We start from the raw sequence: 15,137 nt of genomic DNA on the forward strand, positions 1-15,137 counted from the left end.
CTGCATATGACAACGCTGGACCGGAACCCACGGAATCACGCACCGTAGCGACGGTGACGTGCGGCATAGTCACGCAGCGCACGCAGGAAGTCGACCTTCCGGAACGCCGGCCAGAAGACCTCGCAGAAGTAGTACTCGGAGTGCGCGCTCTGCCAGAGCATGAACCCGGAAAGCCGCTGCTCACCGGAGGTGCGGATGACCAGATCGGGGTCGGGCTGGCCCCGGGTGTAGAGGTGCTCGGCGATGTGGTCGATGTCCAGGATCTCGGCCAGATCCTCGATGGAGGTGCCCCGCCGGCCGTGCTCGTGGAGGAGGGAACGGACCGCGTCGGCGATTTCCTGCCGGCCGCCGTAGCCGACCGCGACATTCACCAGGATGCCGTCCACGCCGTCGGTGACCTGCTCGGCCTCCTTGAGGACCTTCTGCGTGTGGGGCGGCAGCAGATCCATCGCCCCGACGTGGTGTACCCGCCAGCGGCCGGATTCGGCCAGGCCGCTGACCGCGTCCTCGATGATGCCCAGCAGGGGTACGAGCTCGTCGGCCGGGCGGTCGAGGTTGTCGGTGGACAGCAGCCACAGCGTGACGACCTTGACACCGGTCTCCTCGCACCAGCCCAGCATCTCGGCGATCTTGTCCGCGCCGGCCCGGTGGCCCTGCTCCGTCGTGCCGCCCGCGGCCTTCGCCCAGCGCCGGTTGCCGTCGAGGATCACGCCGATGTGCTTGGGGGCCTGCGTGAGGTCGAGACGTCGTCCCACGCGGCGGGCGTAGAACTCGACCACGCTGGTGCGCACCAGGTCGTGCAGATTCATGCGGGGGCCCTCCTGCGGTGCGGTCGTCACCCGATTGCCACCCTACCGGGTGACGCTCACTACCCCGCCGCCAGGAGTACGCCGCCGAGCGCCCCCAGCAACATGAACGGCCCGAACGGAATCGCCGTCCTGCGGTCGGCCCTGCGCAGCGCCAGAAGGGTCAGCCCCGCCACCGCGCCGAGGGCGAAGCCCGCGAAGGTACCGGCCAGGACCGCCCCCCAGCCGTACCAGCCCAGCGCCATGCCCAGCGCCGGGGCGAGCTTGACGTCGCCGAAGCCCATCCCGGCCGGGTTGATCAGGTGCAGCAGGAAGTAGAGGCCGAGCAGCGCCGCCCCGCCCAGCAGTGCACGCGACCAGGAACCGCCGTGCCCGGGCAGCAGCGCGCACACCCCCAGCCCGGCCGCCGTCACCGCTCCCGTCGGCAGCGTCAGTACGTCCGGCAACCGCAGCACCGCAAGGTCGACCCGCGCCATCAGCGCCGCGGCCGGCACCAGCAGCAGCCAGACGCCCAACTCGGGCCTGGCCCCGACCCGTACAGCCACCGCAGCACACGCCACCGCGCACACGACCGCCAGCGGCACCCCGCCCGGCCCCCGGCCCAGCCAGCCGCGCGCCTCCCGCCAGGGCTGGTCGGGCTCCACCGCGAGCCGGTAGGCGGCGCGCGGGAGGGCGAAGCCGCCGGTCACCAATCCCCAGACGGCCGCCGCGGTTGTGAGGTAGACATGCACCGGGCCGACCGTACACGGGAGGGGTTTTGGCACGCTCGCGCTTGAAGGACGGCAGGGCCACGCTCCGGCTCGGCGACGACAGGGACGTACCGCTGGAGATCGCCGCGTCCTACCGCGCCCGCACCCGAGGCCTGTTGGGCCGCGACGGCCTGGACGGCGGCGTGCTGCTGCTGACCCCCGCGTCCAGCATTCATACAGTACGGATGCGGTTCGCCATCGACGTCGCCTACCTCGACCGCCACTTCCGCGTCCTCGCCGTCCGCACCATGCCCCCCGGCCGCCTCGGCCGGCCCCGGCTGCGGGCCCGGCACATCCTGGAGGCGGACGCCGGCGCGATGGCCGCCTGGGGGCTGCGGCGGGGGGCGACCGTCCAGGTCATCACCGGCTGAGCCGGCCATGTCCGACCTCCGCGAGCTCACCCGCCTCACCACCGCCGACCCCCTCATCCGCTGGGCCGCCCAGGACCTGGTGTCCCGCCCGCTGCGCGCGGCGGCCGTCGCTGCCGGGTGAGGGCCTAGAAGCCCGAGGGGAAGTCGCCCGAGTCGCTGAACATGCCGAAGCCGGACGCACCGATCGCGACCACCACCGCGAGGAACACCCCCAGCACCACCAGCGTCAACGCCGCCTTCGCATACGGCGTCCTCCCGCCCTCCCGCACCACGGTCGCCTTCTCCGGCCGCTCCGGGACGTACGCGACGGTCACGTAGTCCCCCTCGATCGTCGTCGACGGCGCCTCGCCATCCTCGAACCGCACCTGCCGCCCCTCGGCGGTCGTGAACTCGAAGACGAAGTGCTGCCGCGACCTCGTCGGCCCGTCCACCGGCCGACTCACCGTCGTATAGGCCCGCACACAGCGGCCCTCCGCCCGCACCCCACCGTTGAGCGCCCTGCTGATCCACCGCACCCGCCCGACGACCCGCACCATCATCGCCAGCGGCGCCAGCGCGATCAGGAACGCGACGGCGATGAACACCACCGGAAATGCAGAGAAGCCAGCATCCATGGCCGCGTACCCCCCGTGTCCTACCTGCCACCCGAACATCGCTTCGCGTACGGAGACTTGCCACGGCCCCCCGCGGTTCCGCCGATTGAGGACGATACCTGGACCCGCGAACAAAAAACGGGCCGGTTCGCAGGGGGGGAGAGCGAACCGGCCCGAGGGGGGGTTTCCACCGTACCGCGTGTGAGCTGGCCTTCCACGCCAAGCTCATGAGGGAGATGTGAAAGTTCCCTCTATAAATGGTCTCATCCAGCGCCCGCTTTACCCCGAACAGCCTAATTTGGGCGAAACTTCCGCTCTCCACACGCCCGCAACGTGCCCGACACGTAACTCCCCGTACTCGTCCCCTTGGCCCGCTCTTTACGCGGGCGGGGTGAACGTGATCTCCACGCGCCGATTCTGCCGGCGGCCCGACTCGGTCGAGTTGTCCGCGATCGGGTAGTCCTCGCTGTAACCGCGGACCTGGAAGGAGTAAACGGTGCTCGAGGACGACCCCAGCGCCGTGGACAGGATCTTGTAAACGGCGTCGGCTCGCGCCTTCGACAGCACCTTGCCGTGCTCGTACGAGCCGAGGTTGTCCGTGAATCCGAAGACCCTGATCGGCGTGGTGACCTTCTTGGCGGCGATGTCCGACGCGATGGCCTTGATGCGGGCGGCGGCGGTCGAGTTCAGCTTCGCGCTGTTCTTGGCGAAGAGGACGTCCGCCTGAAGGGCGTACGTCACTGTGGAGTTGGACTCCTCATGCCGCTCCTCGCCATCACTGGCGGTGGCGCTCTTCGACGTCGAGGAATCCGTCACCGACACGATGTCCAGCACCTTCGGCGCCGCCAGCGTCGCCCCCTCCGGCAACTCCAGATCCGGATCCGACGCATCGATCTTCGTCGGCGCACTCGGCGTCGGCTGCGCCGTCGGATTGTCGTCCCCGTACGCCGTCACCGCCGTCCCCGGGATCAGCACAAGGGCGAACGCCAACGCCGCAGCTGCGGTCCCGGGACGGCTACGGCGGATACCGGGTCGGGGCATGACTCACCCCTCCGAGATCTCGATATTGGCCGGGGGCATCGTCGGCAACTGGAACTGCACCTGGGTGGTGGAGGCCGGAGGGGCTGGGAACTGGGCGAAGAAGGGGACGGTTTCCTTGGGCTGGACTCCCAGGAGCTTTGTCGTGCAGAGGCACACGCCGTCGGTGTCCCGGAGGACGTAGTAGCGCTTCTTGCCCGCCTCGTCGACCAACACGGCTCCGGCAACCGAGGCGCCTGACTTGGCCAGCGCGACTTCCTGGCCCACCCAGTTCGTGGCATCGAACGTCGCATCACCGTCGTTGGTGACGGTCCCCTTCACGGTGACGAACCCGCCGGCGTCGCGCGTTGCTGTGTTGATGACAACGACGATGTTCTTCGAACCCTTGATCTCAGCCAAGGTCTGGGTCGGCTCGGGCGTGGGGGAGGACGACTGGGCCGAACCGCTGTTCCGGGTAGCGCTGGACGTGTTCTGGGACTTGCCGGTCGACTTCTTGCCACCGCTACCCCCACAACCCGACAACGCCAGTGTCGCACTCACCGTGATCGCCACGATCAGTGTCGCTTTGCGACCCCTCACCCGCTCCTCAATACCCACGGTTTCCCCGTTCCTTCACTCGCTGAGATGCACGGAGAAGAACTCCGCCAGGTTCAGTTTGAAGTCGCCGGCCGTGGGATCGACGGTCAGCTTCCCAGCAACGCAATTGAACGTGATCGCACTGACGCTCTTGCCGCTGACTGTGCAGAGGGGATCGACAACGGCAGTTGCCTTGGCGGTGCCGTGTATGTTCTGGGTGCCGTCGACCACGGAATTCCCGACGGTTCCCAGCGTTCGGATGCCGACGGTGTAGCTGAGCGGGCCGTTCGGCCCCGGGCAGCTCCTCACTTCGGCATTGTTGTCAGCCGCATACACACCGGCGGCGGTGCATGCGCCTGCACCGTCGATACCCTCACCGTTGACGAGGTGCCCCAGCGCGTTGAGGTCGCCTGCCTTCAGAGCGTTCAGGAAATCGCCCTCGATCCCATCACGGGCCTCACGGGCGGCGCTGAGAGCTGCCGAGTCCGCGGCGGTCTGGGCGCCGTTACGAACGACGGATGCTTGGCCGACGGCAAAGAACGCGAAGGCGAGGAAGAACAACGCGCCCACGGCGACGATATAGAGCCCCAGGGTCTGCCCTTCATCACCGCGGAGTCGCAGGTTCAGCCTCCGGTGATCCTGTTGATCTGGGCGATGATCCCGTCCTTCACCTTCGTGCCGATGTCCGTCGTGCCCGCCAGCACGCCAATGATCACCGCGATCACCACCGCGATGCCGAGGTACTCGAACGACGTCTGGCCGCGATCGCCTGTTCGGCGTGCCCACATCTGCACAGCGACGATCCGCTGCAAGGCCCACTGACTCATCTCTCGTGCCCCCATCCTTTGTCACCTGACGAACGACGGCCGCACCCCATGCGCGGCGCCGGGTGTCGCAATCGCCACGGGCAGCGCTGTCGACGACGAGGTCCTCCACGGCGCACCGCCTCTCACTGCTGGCGCTGATTGCAGGTGCAAATTTGGTTGCGAGTGCAAATGTACACCGCAACCGCCGCCCACCGCAGCCCATTCCGGGCCAACCGGCGCACCCAATATGACGGCTGTCGTCACTACCCACCACCCTCCTCAGCCATTCCCGAAGAGGTCTGCGAAGTTGATGCGGGAGCCGAGGATGGTGCCCGTCATCAGGAGGATCATGGTCGCGGGGACGAGGAGCGTCGTGATCACGCCAGTTGCTCGTGGGACGGTCCGGGCGGCGCGGCGGCGGGCGTTCTGGGCTTCGGTGCGCCGCATGTCCTGGGCGATCTGGAGGAGGGTGCGCGCGATGGGGGCGCCGAGTTCCTCGCCTTGTTGGAGGGCGGTGACGAACTGGCCGACCTGGTCGCTGCGGTTGCGGCGGCGGAGTTGGTCGAAGGCGTCGCGGCGGCTGACGCCGACGTCCATCTGGCGGAGGGCGACGCGAATTTCGTCGGACCAGGGCCCCTGGTAGATCGTGGAGACGCGTTCGAGGGCCTGGCGGAAACCGAGCCCTGAGCTGACGACGACGGCGAGGACGTCGAGGAAGTCCGGGAGGGTGCGCTCGATCTGGTCGCGGCGTTTGCGGATGGCCAGCCAGATGCCGAGGTCGGTCCAGCCGAGGCCGTACGCGATCATGAGCGCCGCCAGCAGCCAGTGGCCGGCTCGCAGCAGCACGAGGGCGGCGACTCCGCCGAGGACGCCGTAGACGGCGCGGCGGGCGGCGTAGCGGTCGACGGTGAGGCCGTAGGGGTGGCCGGCGTGGTCGATCCGGGCGCGGACCTTGTTGACGCGGGCGGGGCCCATGAGGCGGAGGACGAGGGGGGCCCAGCGGATGCCGAGGCGGTCGACGGCGTTGCCGACCTTGGTGGTGCGGGTGCGGCCGACTTCCAGGGCCAGTTGGAGGTCGGAGGGGAGTTTGACCTCGGAGCGGTAGAGGCCGATGCCGTAGACGACGCCGGTGACGCCGGCCGCCATCAGCACCGCGAGCGCGAGTCCGATCAGGGCCATGGTCATCACACGTCGATCCGTGACATGCGCCGGATGAGGGCGAAGCCGACGACGTACAGCGTCAGGGCTACCAGGACCGCGATGCGGCCGGCTCCGGAGCCGGTCATGGCGCTGAGCGAGCCCGGCATGATCTGGTTGAGGAGGAGCAGGGAGCCGAGGCCGATGACGGGGACGGCGTAGGCCGTGACGGTGACCTGGGACATCTGGGTGCGGATTTCGCGCCGGGTCTCCTTGCGCTCCTCCAGCGTGACGGTGAGATTCCGCAGCGACTCGACGACCGATCCGCCCGCGCGGGCGCTGAGCACCAGCGTGGAGACCAGGACGACGAGTTCGCGGCTGGGGAGGCGCTCCCGCAGCTCGTCCAGGGCGTCCTCGATGGAGTGGCCGAGGGCCATGGCGTCGGCCACCTGCTTGAGCTCCTCCCCGGCCGGGGCCTCGAGTTCGTCGGCGGCCATGCCGACGGCGGTACGGAGTGCGAGCCCGGCCTGTGTCGCGTTGGCCAGGACCCGGGACAGCTCAGGCAGTTGGGCGATGAAGCGCTCGTTGCGTACGCGCTGGCGCCAGCTCAGGAAGGAGGTGACGGTCCAGACGGCCAGGATCGCCGCGATGGGACCGAAGAAGGGCGCGAGGATGACGTCGGCGAGGATCCAGGCGCCGACGGTGACGCCGATGGCCGCCGCGGTGAACTGCCCCGGGGTCAGGTTCGTACCGGTGGCCGCGAGGCGCCCCGCGAGGCGTCGGCCCCAGGCGGTGCGGCGGACGCGCCGGTCGAGGCCGGAGAAGGGGGCGGAGTGGCGCTGGACGGTGGGGACGTCGGCGAGGCGGTCGACGAGGGCGGCGCGGTCGGCACGCCCGCCGGCCCACGCGTGGAGGCCCCAGACGGCGAGGACGAGGGCGAGAAGGCTGACGGCGAGGACGAGCCACACCAGTTGGCCGGACGTCATGGCTACTTGGCCTCCCTGCTGGCGAGTTCGAGCTCGGTCTCACCGATGCCGTACGCGGCCGGAACGTGTTCGCCGGCCAGATAGAGCCGCTCGGCGAACTCACGGGGGACGGGATGGTGCTCGTACCAGCCGCGTACGATCCGGTCGGCGCCCAGCGGTTCGGCGCGGAAGCGGGTGGCGGTCGTGAGGATGAAGTGGTCGCGGCCGCGCGAGGACAGGACGGCGATCTCGGAGATGCGGCGGGTGCCGTCGACGTCCCGCCGCAGCTGGATGATGACGTCCACGGCGCTGTTGATCTGGTCGCGGAGAGCCTCGAAGGGGATCTTCACCTCGGACATCGACGCCAGGGTCTGGAGGCGCAGCACCGCGTCCTCCGCGGAGTTGGCGTGGACGGTGGCGAGCGATCCGTCGTGGCCGGTGGACATCGCCTGGAGCATGTCGAGGGTCTCGCCGCCACGGACCTCGCCGACGATGATGCGGTCGGGGCGCATGCGCAGGGAGTTGCGTACGAGATCGCGGATGGTGATGCGGCCCTCGCCCTCGACGTTCGGGGGGCGGGTTTCCAGACGTATGACGTGCTCCTGCTGGAGCTGCAGCTCTGCGGCGTCCTCGACGGTGATGATGCGCTCGATGTCGGGGATCAGGCCGGAGAGGGAGTTGAGGAGGGTCGTCTTCCCGGAGCCCGTGCCGCCGCTGACGATGATGTTGAAGCGACCGCGGACGAGGGCGGCCAGCAGCATCAGCATGTGCTCGTCGAGGGTCCCGAGGCCGATCAGCTCACTGAGGGTGTACGCGCGCGGGAAGCGACGGATGGTGAGCGTCGGGCCGGAGAGCGACAGCGGGGGGATGATGACGTTGACGCGCTCGCCGGAGGGCAGGCGGGCGTCGACCATCGGATTCGACTCGTCGACGCGGCGGTTGACGGTCGAGACGATGCGCTCGATGGTCTGGAGCAGCTGCTCGGCGGAGCTGAAGCGGGCGTCGACCTGCTCGATGCGGCCGCCGCGTTCGATGTAGATCTTGTCCGGGCCGTTGACCATGATCTCGGTGATCGACGCGTCCTCGAGGAGCGGTTCGAGGATGCCGAGGCCGAGGGCCTCGTCCACGACGCGGCGGATGATCCCGGTGCGCTCCTTCGGGGACAGCACCGGGCCTTCGCGGCTGATGATGTGGCCCAGGACCCGTTCCAGGCGCAGCCGTCGCTCGGCGGCGGCCAGCGCCGACATCTCGGCGAGGTCGATCTCCTGGAGCAGCTTCGCCCGGTACACGGCGACCAGATGGCCCTGCTGCGTCTGCGGGGCGCTCTCGTCGGCTGCCGCACCGAGGCGGTCGCGGAGGCTCATGGCGTCGTGTCCTCCTTCGGCATCGTTGCGGACCGGCTGACGGGGCCGAAAATGGTGACGCCCGGGATGACGGAGGGGACGGGGATGGTGGCGGTCGCCTTGACCGAGTCGCCGGTGGGGTTCGAGATGGCGATGTCGGGGTTCAGCCAGTCGCTGACGGCGTTGTTCCCCGCGGTCACGCCGCTCACCGGTGGGTTGTACTTCGCCTGCATACGGGCGGCGGCCCGGGCTGCCGTACCGGCCTGGCTGGCGGTGTAGGCGACGAGGCCGAGTTGGATTCCGGCCAGCGCGATGAGGAGCAGGATCGGGAGTACGCCCAGGAATTCCAGGGAGGCGCTGCCTTTGTCCTGCCGGTTGTTGGGCTTCCGTGCGGTGCCGGGTGCAGCGCCGTTGCGCCTGCGGCGGGCGGAGACGCATCCGCTGGCGTGCGGCCCGGTGCCGGGTGCGGCGCCGTTGCGCCTGCGGCGGGCTTCTCCCACCCTCCCCCAGCCTTCGGCCGGAGGGACCCCCATCTCGCTTCGCTCGCCCGTTGCCCTCGACGGTGGGGTGGAGGCCTCTCGTGCTGGGTTGATCGCCATCGGCGACTGCGCATAAGCCGCCGATGGCGAGCAACCACCTGCCAGAGGCCCGAGCCCTGTCGTCAGGGGCAACGGGTGGGCGGGTGGGAAAGAACCCCGGTGCAGGGTCACTTCGTGACCCCCTCGTCGACTGCGGAGGCATGGCCCGTGACGGTGAGGGGGAAGTTGATGAAGCCGGGGAAGAGGACGGGGACTTCGAGGCCGACGGTGGCGGTGACTTGGCCGTTGGCGGTGGAGGTGCCGACCGCGGGGTTGCCCCAGGCGCCGGGGAGGTCGGCGGCGGCAGCGGCGGCGGCGTCCTTCCCGACCGCGGCGGCCCGGGCGGCCTCGTCCGCGGCGTTGCCGGCCAGGGTGAAGGTGTAGCCGGCGAGGACGGCCTGCCAGACGAGGATGAGGGTGATGAGGATGACCGGGGTCATGCCCAGGGTCTCGAGGGTGACCTGGCCTCGGTCCTTGCGGCCGCGCCGGGCGGAGGGGCGGGCGTGCCCCGGGGCGACGAGGCCGAGTTCGGCGGCGAGGGCCCACAGGCCCTGCTTGACGGTGGAGCGGTTGTCGAGGTCCTGGAGGCGTCCGGCGTCGACGACGGCCTGGAGCTCCTTGTACGCCGCCGGGACGACGGAGGTCGCGACCCGGGTGCCGGTGATGCGGCCGATGAGCGAGGGCTGGATCTCCGTACCGCGGGTGTAGCGGTTGACGGCGACGGTGACGTCCTGGGGCTTGCGGATCTGGAGCCGGTCCCACATCCGGACCATGCGCTTGGCGGCGCGTACGGCCACCACGTCCGGCGTCGTGACCAGCACCGCGGCGTCGGCGGTCTCGAGGGCGACGGCGTTGGCGCTGGTCATCTGGGTGCCGCAGTCCACGACGACGACCTCGTAGCGTTGCCGCAGGGCGTGCAGTACGTGCCGGGCGGCCCGGTCGGTGACCTCCTCGCCGCGTTCGCCGTCGCCGGGGGCCAGCAGCAGGGCGGGCCCGGCCTCGTGGACGTACATGGCGTCCTGGAGGACCCGCGACGTGACGTCGTTGATGTCGGCGAGGTCGGCCATCGAGCGGCGGAACTGCACGTCCAGGTAGGAGGCGATGTCACCGCCCTGGAGGTCCATGTCGACCAGCGCGGTCGACTTGCCGGCGGAGTGCGCGGCCAGGGCGAGCTGGACGGCGGTGACCGTGGTCCCGACCCCGCCCTTGGCGCCGGCGACGGCGAGCAGGAAGCCGCCGGGGACGGCGGGCAGGGCGGCGGCGCGCGCCGGTGAGAGGTGGCGGCGTACGCCGGCGGCCCAGGCGGCGGCGGCCTGGATGCGGGCGCCCAACTCGTCGTACGAGAGCGGGAGGGCGACGAGGCCGCGGGCGCCGGAGTCCATGGCGCCGGACATGACGGCCGGGCTGGGCTCGGCGGTGAGCAGTACGACGCCGACGGCCGGGAAGCGCAGCGCGATCTCGCGGACGACCTCCAGGGCGGGCATCGGCGTGATGAGGTCGTGGACGACGACGACCTCGGGGAGTTCGTCGAGGCCGGCCTCGGCGGCGCGGGCGAGGGCGTCGAGGAGCGCGGTCGAGTCCGGGAGGGCGGGGGCGGGTTCGGTGCCGGGCAGCTGGTTGAGCAGGCCGGTGAGGGCGCGGGCGGTGTCGGGGTCCGGGGTCCCTGACAGGATCCGTACGGTCACGGGCGGCCTCCCGGAGCTGTGGCGGCGACGGCGGCCGGCGGGGTCACGGCTTACCCCCGTCGCCCGCCAGGGTGTACGTGCGGTCGCCGGTGGGCGGGGTGCTGGTGTCCCCGGGGGCGACCAGGGCCAGCCGGACGTGCCGGGCGAAGGATTCGGCGAAGGCGACGCGCTGGGCGTCCTGGGCGCTGAGGGCGAAGGTGATGGGGACGCCCTTGCTGGAGAGCCGGTTGGAGTCGGTGCTCGTGTCGAAGGCCTTGATCTGGCCGACGTCGATGACCTGGGCGCCGGTGACGATGATCTTCGAGACGTCCGGGTCGGTGTCCGTGCGGCCCGCGAAGGTCGCGAAGATGTTGATCTTGGCCCCGGGTGTGATCTTGCCGGCCACGCCGGTCTCCGCGTCGATCATGATGGCGATCTCCATCTGTCCGGCCTGCAGGGCGGGCCGGGCGGCGACCATGTCCGTCTGGAGCAGCGAGCCGCGCTTGAGCGCGGTGGCGGCCATCTTCCCGTTCACCTCGGCGAGATCGCGCACGGCGGTGGTGGGCAGCCACCGCTTCGGTATCCGGATCTTCTGGACCTGGGCGGCGGTCACGCTCTCGTACGCGGGCACGTCCTTGGTCAGCCGGTAGGCGGTGACCTTGGGGCCCACCTGGGAGCGCGCGTCGCTGATGACCGAGAGCACCCCGGCGAAGGCGGCGACCGCGCACAGCGCGGAGACCACGAGGAGGACGACGCCGCGCCGCTGACGTGAATTCATGGGTGTGGGGCCCTATCGCTCTATCGCTCTTGCGCTACTGCTGCCGGTTGCCGTTGTTGTCACTGACTGCGGAGTCCTTACCCGCCCATCGACCTTCGCAGAGCAGAAAAGGCACTGATCTCCGATGACTTCGAGTCCACACCAGCCGCAGGTGTCCCGGCGGACCGAGGTCACGACCTGGTACAGAACGCCCACATCGGCGATGTACGCGACGAATTCGACCAGCCGCCCCGTCCCCCACCAGCGCGCGGAGTCGGACGGCAGCGGCACGCTGCGGGTGTACTGGGTGCGCCAGGCGCGGGCCAGCGGGCCCTTGACCCAGCCGGGGTCGACGCCCTGGCCGGTGGCGACGGCGAGCTGGGTGAGGAAGGCGGGGCCGGCCGGAACGGCGGAGTCGTCGGCCGGCGCGAGATACGGCTCGGGGTGGGCGATCGCCGCGAAGTGCCGCCCCGGGACGAGGGACTTGAGGTGGGCGCCGACCGGCACGTCGATCCGGTCCAGCTTGGCCACCGAGCCCAGCAGCGCCCCGGCGTAAAGGTAGTGCGACAGCAGCCGGGCCGCGCCGGCCAGCACGCCGGGGCCCAGGTCGGTGCCGGCGAGCTGCCGCAACTGCTCGGCGAGCAACCCCCCGGCGAGCGGCGGCAGGTCGACGGGGACGATCGCCACCCGGTCGGAGTCCAGCGCGGCCCGCAGGGTGTGCATGCGGCGTCGTACGGGATCGGCGGGGTCGGGCGGTACGAGGGCCACGACGTGGCCGTACGCCTCGAGGGTGGCGACGGTCCGTACGAGGTGTTGTTCGAGTGGTACCGCGAGATCGTCCGCCGTGACCGCTATGACGCTTGACAACCCTGCACCTCCCCGCCGTGACCTATGCGGGGTGAGCTTATCGGAGCGTAGTGGGACCGGTGCGGAAAGTTGTCGAACACTTGGGTAACTCACTACTCACCGGTTCCGAGAGGTCTTGACCAATTCATTGGTCTGGACCAGACTGCCTCAACCCCCACCCCCCAGGAGGCAGTTGTGCAACGTGCGCTCAGAGCGGCGGCCGCCGTCGCCGCCGCCGCCCTCTCGGTAGCGGGTCTCGCCGCCGCCACGTCCGGCACCGCGACAGCCGCGGACGCCAACCTCGTCACCAACCCCGGCTTCGAGAGCGGGCTTTCCGGCTGGACCTGCACCGCATCGAGCGGCGCCGCCGTCAGCAGCCCGGTCCACGGCGGCTCGGGGGCCCTCAAGGCCACCCCGACCTCCTCCGACAACGCACAGTGCACCCAGACCGTCAGCGTGAAGCCCAGCTCCAGCTACACCCTGAGCGCCTACGTCCAGGGCAGTTACGTCTACCTCGGTGCGACCGGCACCGGCACGAGCGACCCCTCGACCTGGACGCCGTCCGCGTCCTCGTACAGCCAGCTCAGCACCAGCTTCACCACCGGCGCGAGCACCACCTCGGTCACGCTCTACCTGCACGGCTGGTACGCCCAGCCCGCCTACTACGCCGACGACGTCAGCCTCACCGGCCCGGCCGGCACCGCGACCCCGACGCCCACGGCGACTCCGACGCCCACCCCGACGCCGACCCCCACCCCCACGCCGACCCCCACGCCGACTCCCACCCCGACCGCCACCAGCGGTGGTTCGCTGCCCAAGCACGCCCTCACCGGCTACTGGCAGAACTTCAACAACGGCGCGACCGTCCAGACCATCGCCCAGGTCCAGGACCAGTACGACATCATCGCGGTCGCCTTCGCCGACGCCACGACCACCCCCGGCGCGGTCTCCTTCACCCTCGACCCGGCGCTCAACTACTCCGTGTCGCAGTTCAAGGCCGACATCGCGGCCAAGAAGGCAGCCGGCAAGAAGGTCATCATCTCGGTCGGCGGCCAGAACGGCACGATCAGCATCACCGACTCCACCTCGGCGACGAACTTCGCCAACAGCGTCTACTCACTGATGCAGACGTACGGATTCGACGGCGTCGACATCGACCTCGAGAACGGCATCAACTCCACCTACATGTCGCAGGCGCTGCGCTCGCTGTCCTCCAAGGCGGGCTCCGGGCTCATCATCACCATGGCCCCGCAGACCATCGACATGCAGTCCACGTCCAGCGGCTACTTCGCGACCGCGCTGAACATCAAGGACATCCTGACCGTCGTCAACACCCAGTTCTACAACAGCGGTTCCATGAACGGCTGCGACGGCAACGTCTACTCCCAGGGCACCGTCAACTTCATCACCGCCCTGGCCTGCATACAGCTCCAGGGCGGTCTCGCCCCCTCCCAGGTCGGCCTGGGCCTGCCCGCCTCGACCAGTGCGGCCGGCAGCGGCTACGTGTCCCCCAGCGTCGTCGACGCCGCCCTGGACTGCCTCACCCAGGGCACGAACTGCGGATCCTTCAAGCCGTCCACCACCTACCCCGCCCTGCGCGGCGCGATGACCTGGTCCACCAACTGGGACGCGTCCAACGGAAACTCCTTCTCCAACACGGTCGGCGCGCACCTCGACACGCTGCCGTAGCTCCGGACCGGTCGCCGGACGGGCGTGAGCGGATCCGCCCGCCCGGCGGCCATTCAGCGCAAGGAACGGAAGAAGGCCCGGATGTCCTGCGTCAGCAGCTCCGGCGCCTCCATGGCCGAGAAGTGGCCGCCCTCCTCGAACTCCGACCAGTGGACGATGTTGTTGGCCCGCTCCGCGAAGGTCCGGATCGACAGGAAGTCGTGCGGGAAGACGGCGACACCGGTCGGGACGGGGTTCTGCTCCTCCTTCTCCCAGGCCCCGGACCGGGCGTCCTCGAAGTACACACGGGCGGCCGAACCGGCCGTCCCGGTGAGCCAGTAGAGCGTGACGTTCGTCAGGAAGGCGTCGCGGTCGATCGAGTCGGTGACGTCACCGAAGCCGTTGAACAGCTCGGCGTTCCACGCCAACTGACCGGCGGGCGAGTCCGTGAGCCCGTACGCGAGGGTCTGCGGCCGGGTCGACTGAATGGCCTGGTAGCCGTTACGGGTCCGGAACTTCGCCGTGACCGCGAGCCGCCGGTGGCCCTCCTCGTCCAGCTTCGCGAACTCCTCCGGGTCACCGGACGGGAAGGCGAAGATCTGCGTGACATGCGTGCCGATCAGCCCCTCCGGGTGCAGCACGCCCAGCTCACGGCCGACGAGCGACCCGACGTCGCCGCCGTGCGCCCCCCACCGCCCGGCATAGCCGAGCCGCTGGACCAGCTCGATCCACGCCCGCGCGATCCGCGACCGGTCCCAGCCCTCCTCCCGCGTGGGGCCGGACAGCGCGAACCCGGGCAGGGACGGTACGACGACATGGAAGGCGTCCGCCGGGTCGCCGCCGTACGACCGCGGGTCGGTCAGCGGGCCGATCATGTCGAGGAACTCCACGACCGAGCCGGGCCAGCCGTGCGTCAGGACCAGCGGCAGCGCGTCCGGCTCGGGGGACTCGACGTGCAGGAAATGCACCTCGGTGCCGTCGATCTCGGTGACGTACTGCGGGAACCCGTTCAGCCGGGCCTCGTGGACCCGCCAGTCGTACGCCGTCCGCCAGTGCTCGGCCACCTCCTTCAGCCAGCCGGCCGGGACGCCGTACTCCCAGCCGACACCCGGCAGCTCGTCGGGCCACCGGGTGCGGCCGAGACGCTCGACAAGGTCGTCCAGGTCGGTCTGGGGGAATTCGATCCGATAGGGCCGCAGTTCGGTGTTGTTCGCCATGTCTGCGACCTTACGGACCGTTG

17 protein-coding genes are annotated in these 15,137 nt (G+C 70.1%); 2 read left to right on the plus strand and 15 right to left on the minus strand.

From position 1 onward, the window contains the following. Window positions 1–35: 35 nt before the first annotated feature. Window positions 36–809 (minus strand): isoprenyl transferase, encoded by a 774-nt coding sequence (locus ACFXJ5_RS00955; RefSeq protein WP_384625031.1) that lies wholly within the window; start codon window positions 807–809, stop codon window positions 36–38. Between the two features lie 59 nt (window positions 810–868). Continuing rightward, window positions 869–1,537 carry a prepilin peptidase gene (locus tag ACFXJ5_RS00960; RefSeq protein WP_384625034.1) on the minus strand — a complete coding sequence of 223 codons (669 nt, stop codon included), beginning with the start codon at window positions 1,535–1,537 and terminating at the stop codon, window positions 869–871. A gap of 26 nt (window positions 1,538–1,563) precedes the next feature. Here ACFXJ5_RS00960 and ACFXJ5_RS00965 point away from each other — a divergent pair, with 26 nt between their 5' ends. Then, on the plus strand, window positions 1,564–1,926 hold the full coding sequence (locus ACFXJ5_RS00965; protein WP_384625037.1) for a DUF192 domain-containing protein: 363 nt from the start codon (window positions 1,564–1,566) through the stop codon (window positions 1,924–1,926). A gap of 125 nt (window positions 1,927–2,051) precedes the next feature. On the opposite strand, the gene ACFXJ5_RS00970 is transcribed toward ACFXJ5_RS00965, so the two are convergent. The 12 genes from ACFXJ5_RS00970 to ACFXJ5_RS01025 all read right to left on the minus strand — a co-directional run bounded on the left by ACFXJ5_RS00970 (window position 2,052) and on the right by ACFXJ5_RS01025 (window position 12,250). Next, entirely contained in the window at window positions 2,052–2,510 is a 459-nt protein-coding gene (locus ACFXJ5_RS00970; protein ID WP_384625040.1) for a DUF3592 domain-containing protein, read from the minus strand. Between the two features lie 387 nt (window positions 2,511–2,897). Next, window positions 2,898–3,560, minus strand: coding sequence for an OmpA family protein (locus ACFXJ5_RS00975; protein ID WP_384625042.1), 663 nt, complete (start codon window positions 3,558–3,560; stop codon window positions 2,898–2,900). Window positions 3,561–3,563: 3 nt separating this feature from the next. Beyond that, window positions 3,564–4,154, minus strand: coding sequence for a hypothetical protein (locus ACFXJ5_RS00980; RefSeq protein ID WP_384625044.1), 591 nt, complete (start codon window positions 4,152–4,154; stop codon window positions 3,564–3,566). A 15-nt stretch (window positions 4,155–4,169) separates the two neighbouring features. Next, window positions 4,170–4,760 (minus strand): pilus assembly protein TadG-related protein, encoded by a 591-nt coding sequence (locus ACFXJ5_RS00985; protein ID WP_384626501.1) that lies wholly within the window; start codon window positions 4,758–4,760, stop codon window positions 4,170–4,172. Continuing rightward, entirely contained in the window at window positions 4,757–4,960 is a 204-nt protein-coding gene (locus ACFXJ5_RS00990) for a hypothetical protein (RefSeq protein ID WP_384626503.1), read from the minus strand. Before ACFXJ5_RS00990 ends, ACFXJ5_RS00985 begins: the two co-directional genes overlap by 4 nt. A 258-nt stretch (window positions 4,961–5,218) precedes the next feature. After that, entirely contained in the window at window positions 5,219–6,124 is a 906-nt protein-coding gene (locus tag ACFXJ5_RS00995; RefSeq protein ID WP_384625047.1) for a DUF5936 domain-containing protein, read from the minus strand. Beyond that, window positions 6,124–7,062, minus strand: coding sequence for a type II secretion system F family protein (locus ACFXJ5_RS01000; RefSeq protein WP_384625050.1), 939 nt, complete (start codon window positions 7,060–7,062; stop codon window positions 6,124–6,126). The genes ACFXJ5_RS00995 and ACFXJ5_RS01000 overlap by 1 nt, the downstream gene beginning before the upstream one ends. Window positions 7,063–7,064: 2 nt before the next feature. Further along, window positions 7,065–8,405: a CpaF family protein gene (locus tag ACFXJ5_RS01005; RefSeq protein ID WP_384625052.1), complete on the minus strand. Its 1,341-nt coding sequence runs from the start codon at window positions 8,403–8,405 to the stop codon at window positions 7,065–7,067. Beyond that, complete coding sequence (locus ACFXJ5_RS01010) at window positions 8,402–8,884, minus strand: TadE/TadG family type IV pilus assembly protein (protein ID WP_384625055.1); 483 nt, start codon at window positions 8,882–8,884, stop codon at window positions 8,402–8,404. Before ACFXJ5_RS01010 ends, ACFXJ5_RS01005 begins: the two co-directional genes overlap by 4 nt. A gap of 206 nt (window positions 8,885–9,090) precedes the next feature. Beyond that, complete coding sequence (locus ACFXJ5_RS01015; protein ID WP_384625058.1) at window positions 9,091–10,647, minus strand: CpaE family protein; 1,557 nt, start codon at window positions 10,645–10,647, stop codon at window positions 9,091–9,093. Window positions 10,648–10,690: 43 nt separating this feature from the next. Continuing rightward, the gene (gene cpaB, locus ACFXJ5_RS01020) at window positions 10,691–11,404 is read right to left on the minus strand and encodes a Flp pilus assembly protein CpaB (protein ID WP_384625059.1); all 714 of its coding nucleotides are present in this window, start codon (window positions 11,402–11,404) and stop codon (window positions 10,691–10,693) included. 12 nt (window positions 11,405–11,416) lie between these two features. Next, window positions 11,417–12,250: a hypothetical protein gene (locus tag ACFXJ5_RS01025; protein ID WP_384625062.1), complete on the minus strand. Its 834-nt coding sequence runs from the start codon at window positions 12,248–12,250 to the stop codon at window positions 11,417–11,419. Between the two features lie 174 nt (window positions 12,251–12,424). Here ACFXJ5_RS01025 and ACFXJ5_RS01030 point away from each other — a divergent pair, with 174 nt between their 5' ends. After that, complete coding sequence (locus ACFXJ5_RS01030) at window positions 12,425–13,918, plus strand: chitinase (protein WP_384625065.1); 1,494 nt, start codon at window positions 12,425–12,427, stop codon at window positions 13,916–13,918. 53 nt (window positions 13,919–13,971) lie between these two features. On the opposite strand, the gene ACFXJ5_RS01035 is transcribed toward ACFXJ5_RS01030, so the two are convergent. Continuing rightward, window positions 13,972–15,114 carry an epoxide hydrolase family protein gene (locus ACFXJ5_RS01035; RefSeq protein ID WP_384625068.1) on the minus strand — a complete coding sequence of 381 codons (1,143 nt, stop codon included), beginning with the start codon at window positions 15,112–15,114 and terminating at the stop codon, window positions 13,972–13,974. Window positions 15,115–15,137 lie beyond the last annotated feature (23 nt).

This window comes from Streptomyces sp. NPDC059373, assembly GCF_042751495.1.
Classification (GTDB): Bacteria; Actinomycetota; Actinomycetes; order Streptomycetales; family Streptomycetaceae; genus Actinacidiphila.

What these genes read in the sequence shown, in the direction of transcription:
- ACFXJ5_RS00975 (WP_384625042.1), bottom strand. Translation starts at nt 3,560, where the DNA reads ATGCCCCGACCCGGTATCCGCCGTAGCCGTCCCGGGACCGCAGCTGCG.
- ACFXJ5_RS00995 (WP_384625047.1), bottom strand. Translation starts at nt 6,124, where the DNA reads ATGACCATGGCCCTGATCGGACTCGCGCTCGCGGTGCTGATGGCGGCC.
- ACFXJ5_RS00990 (WP_384626503.1), bottom strand. Translation starts at nt 4,960, where the DNA reads ATGAGTCAGTGGGCCTTGCAGCGGATCGTCGCTGTGCAGATGTGGGCA.
- ACFXJ5_RS01035 (WP_384625068.1), bottom strand. Translation starts at nt 15,114, where the DNA reads ATGGCGAACAACACCGAACTGCGGCCCTATCGGATCGAATTCCCCCAG.
- ACFXJ5_RS00955 (WP_384625031.1), bottom strand. Translation starts at nt 809, where the DNA reads ATGAATCTGCACGACCTGGTGCGCACCAGCGTGGTCGAGTTCTACGCC.
- cpaB (WP_384625059.1), bottom strand. Translation starts at nt 11,404, where the DNA reads ATGAATTCACGTCAGCGGCGCGGCGTCGTCCTCCTCGTGGTCTCCGCG.
- ACFXJ5_RS01005 (WP_384625052.1), bottom strand. Translation starts at nt 8,405, where the DNA reads ATGAGCCTCCGCGACCGCCTCGGTGCGGCAGCCGACGAGAGCGCCCCG.
- ACFXJ5_RS01000 (WP_384625050.1), bottom strand. Translation starts at nt 7,062, where the DNA reads ATGACGTCCGGCCAACTGGTGTGGCTCGTCCTCGCCGTCAGCCTTCTC.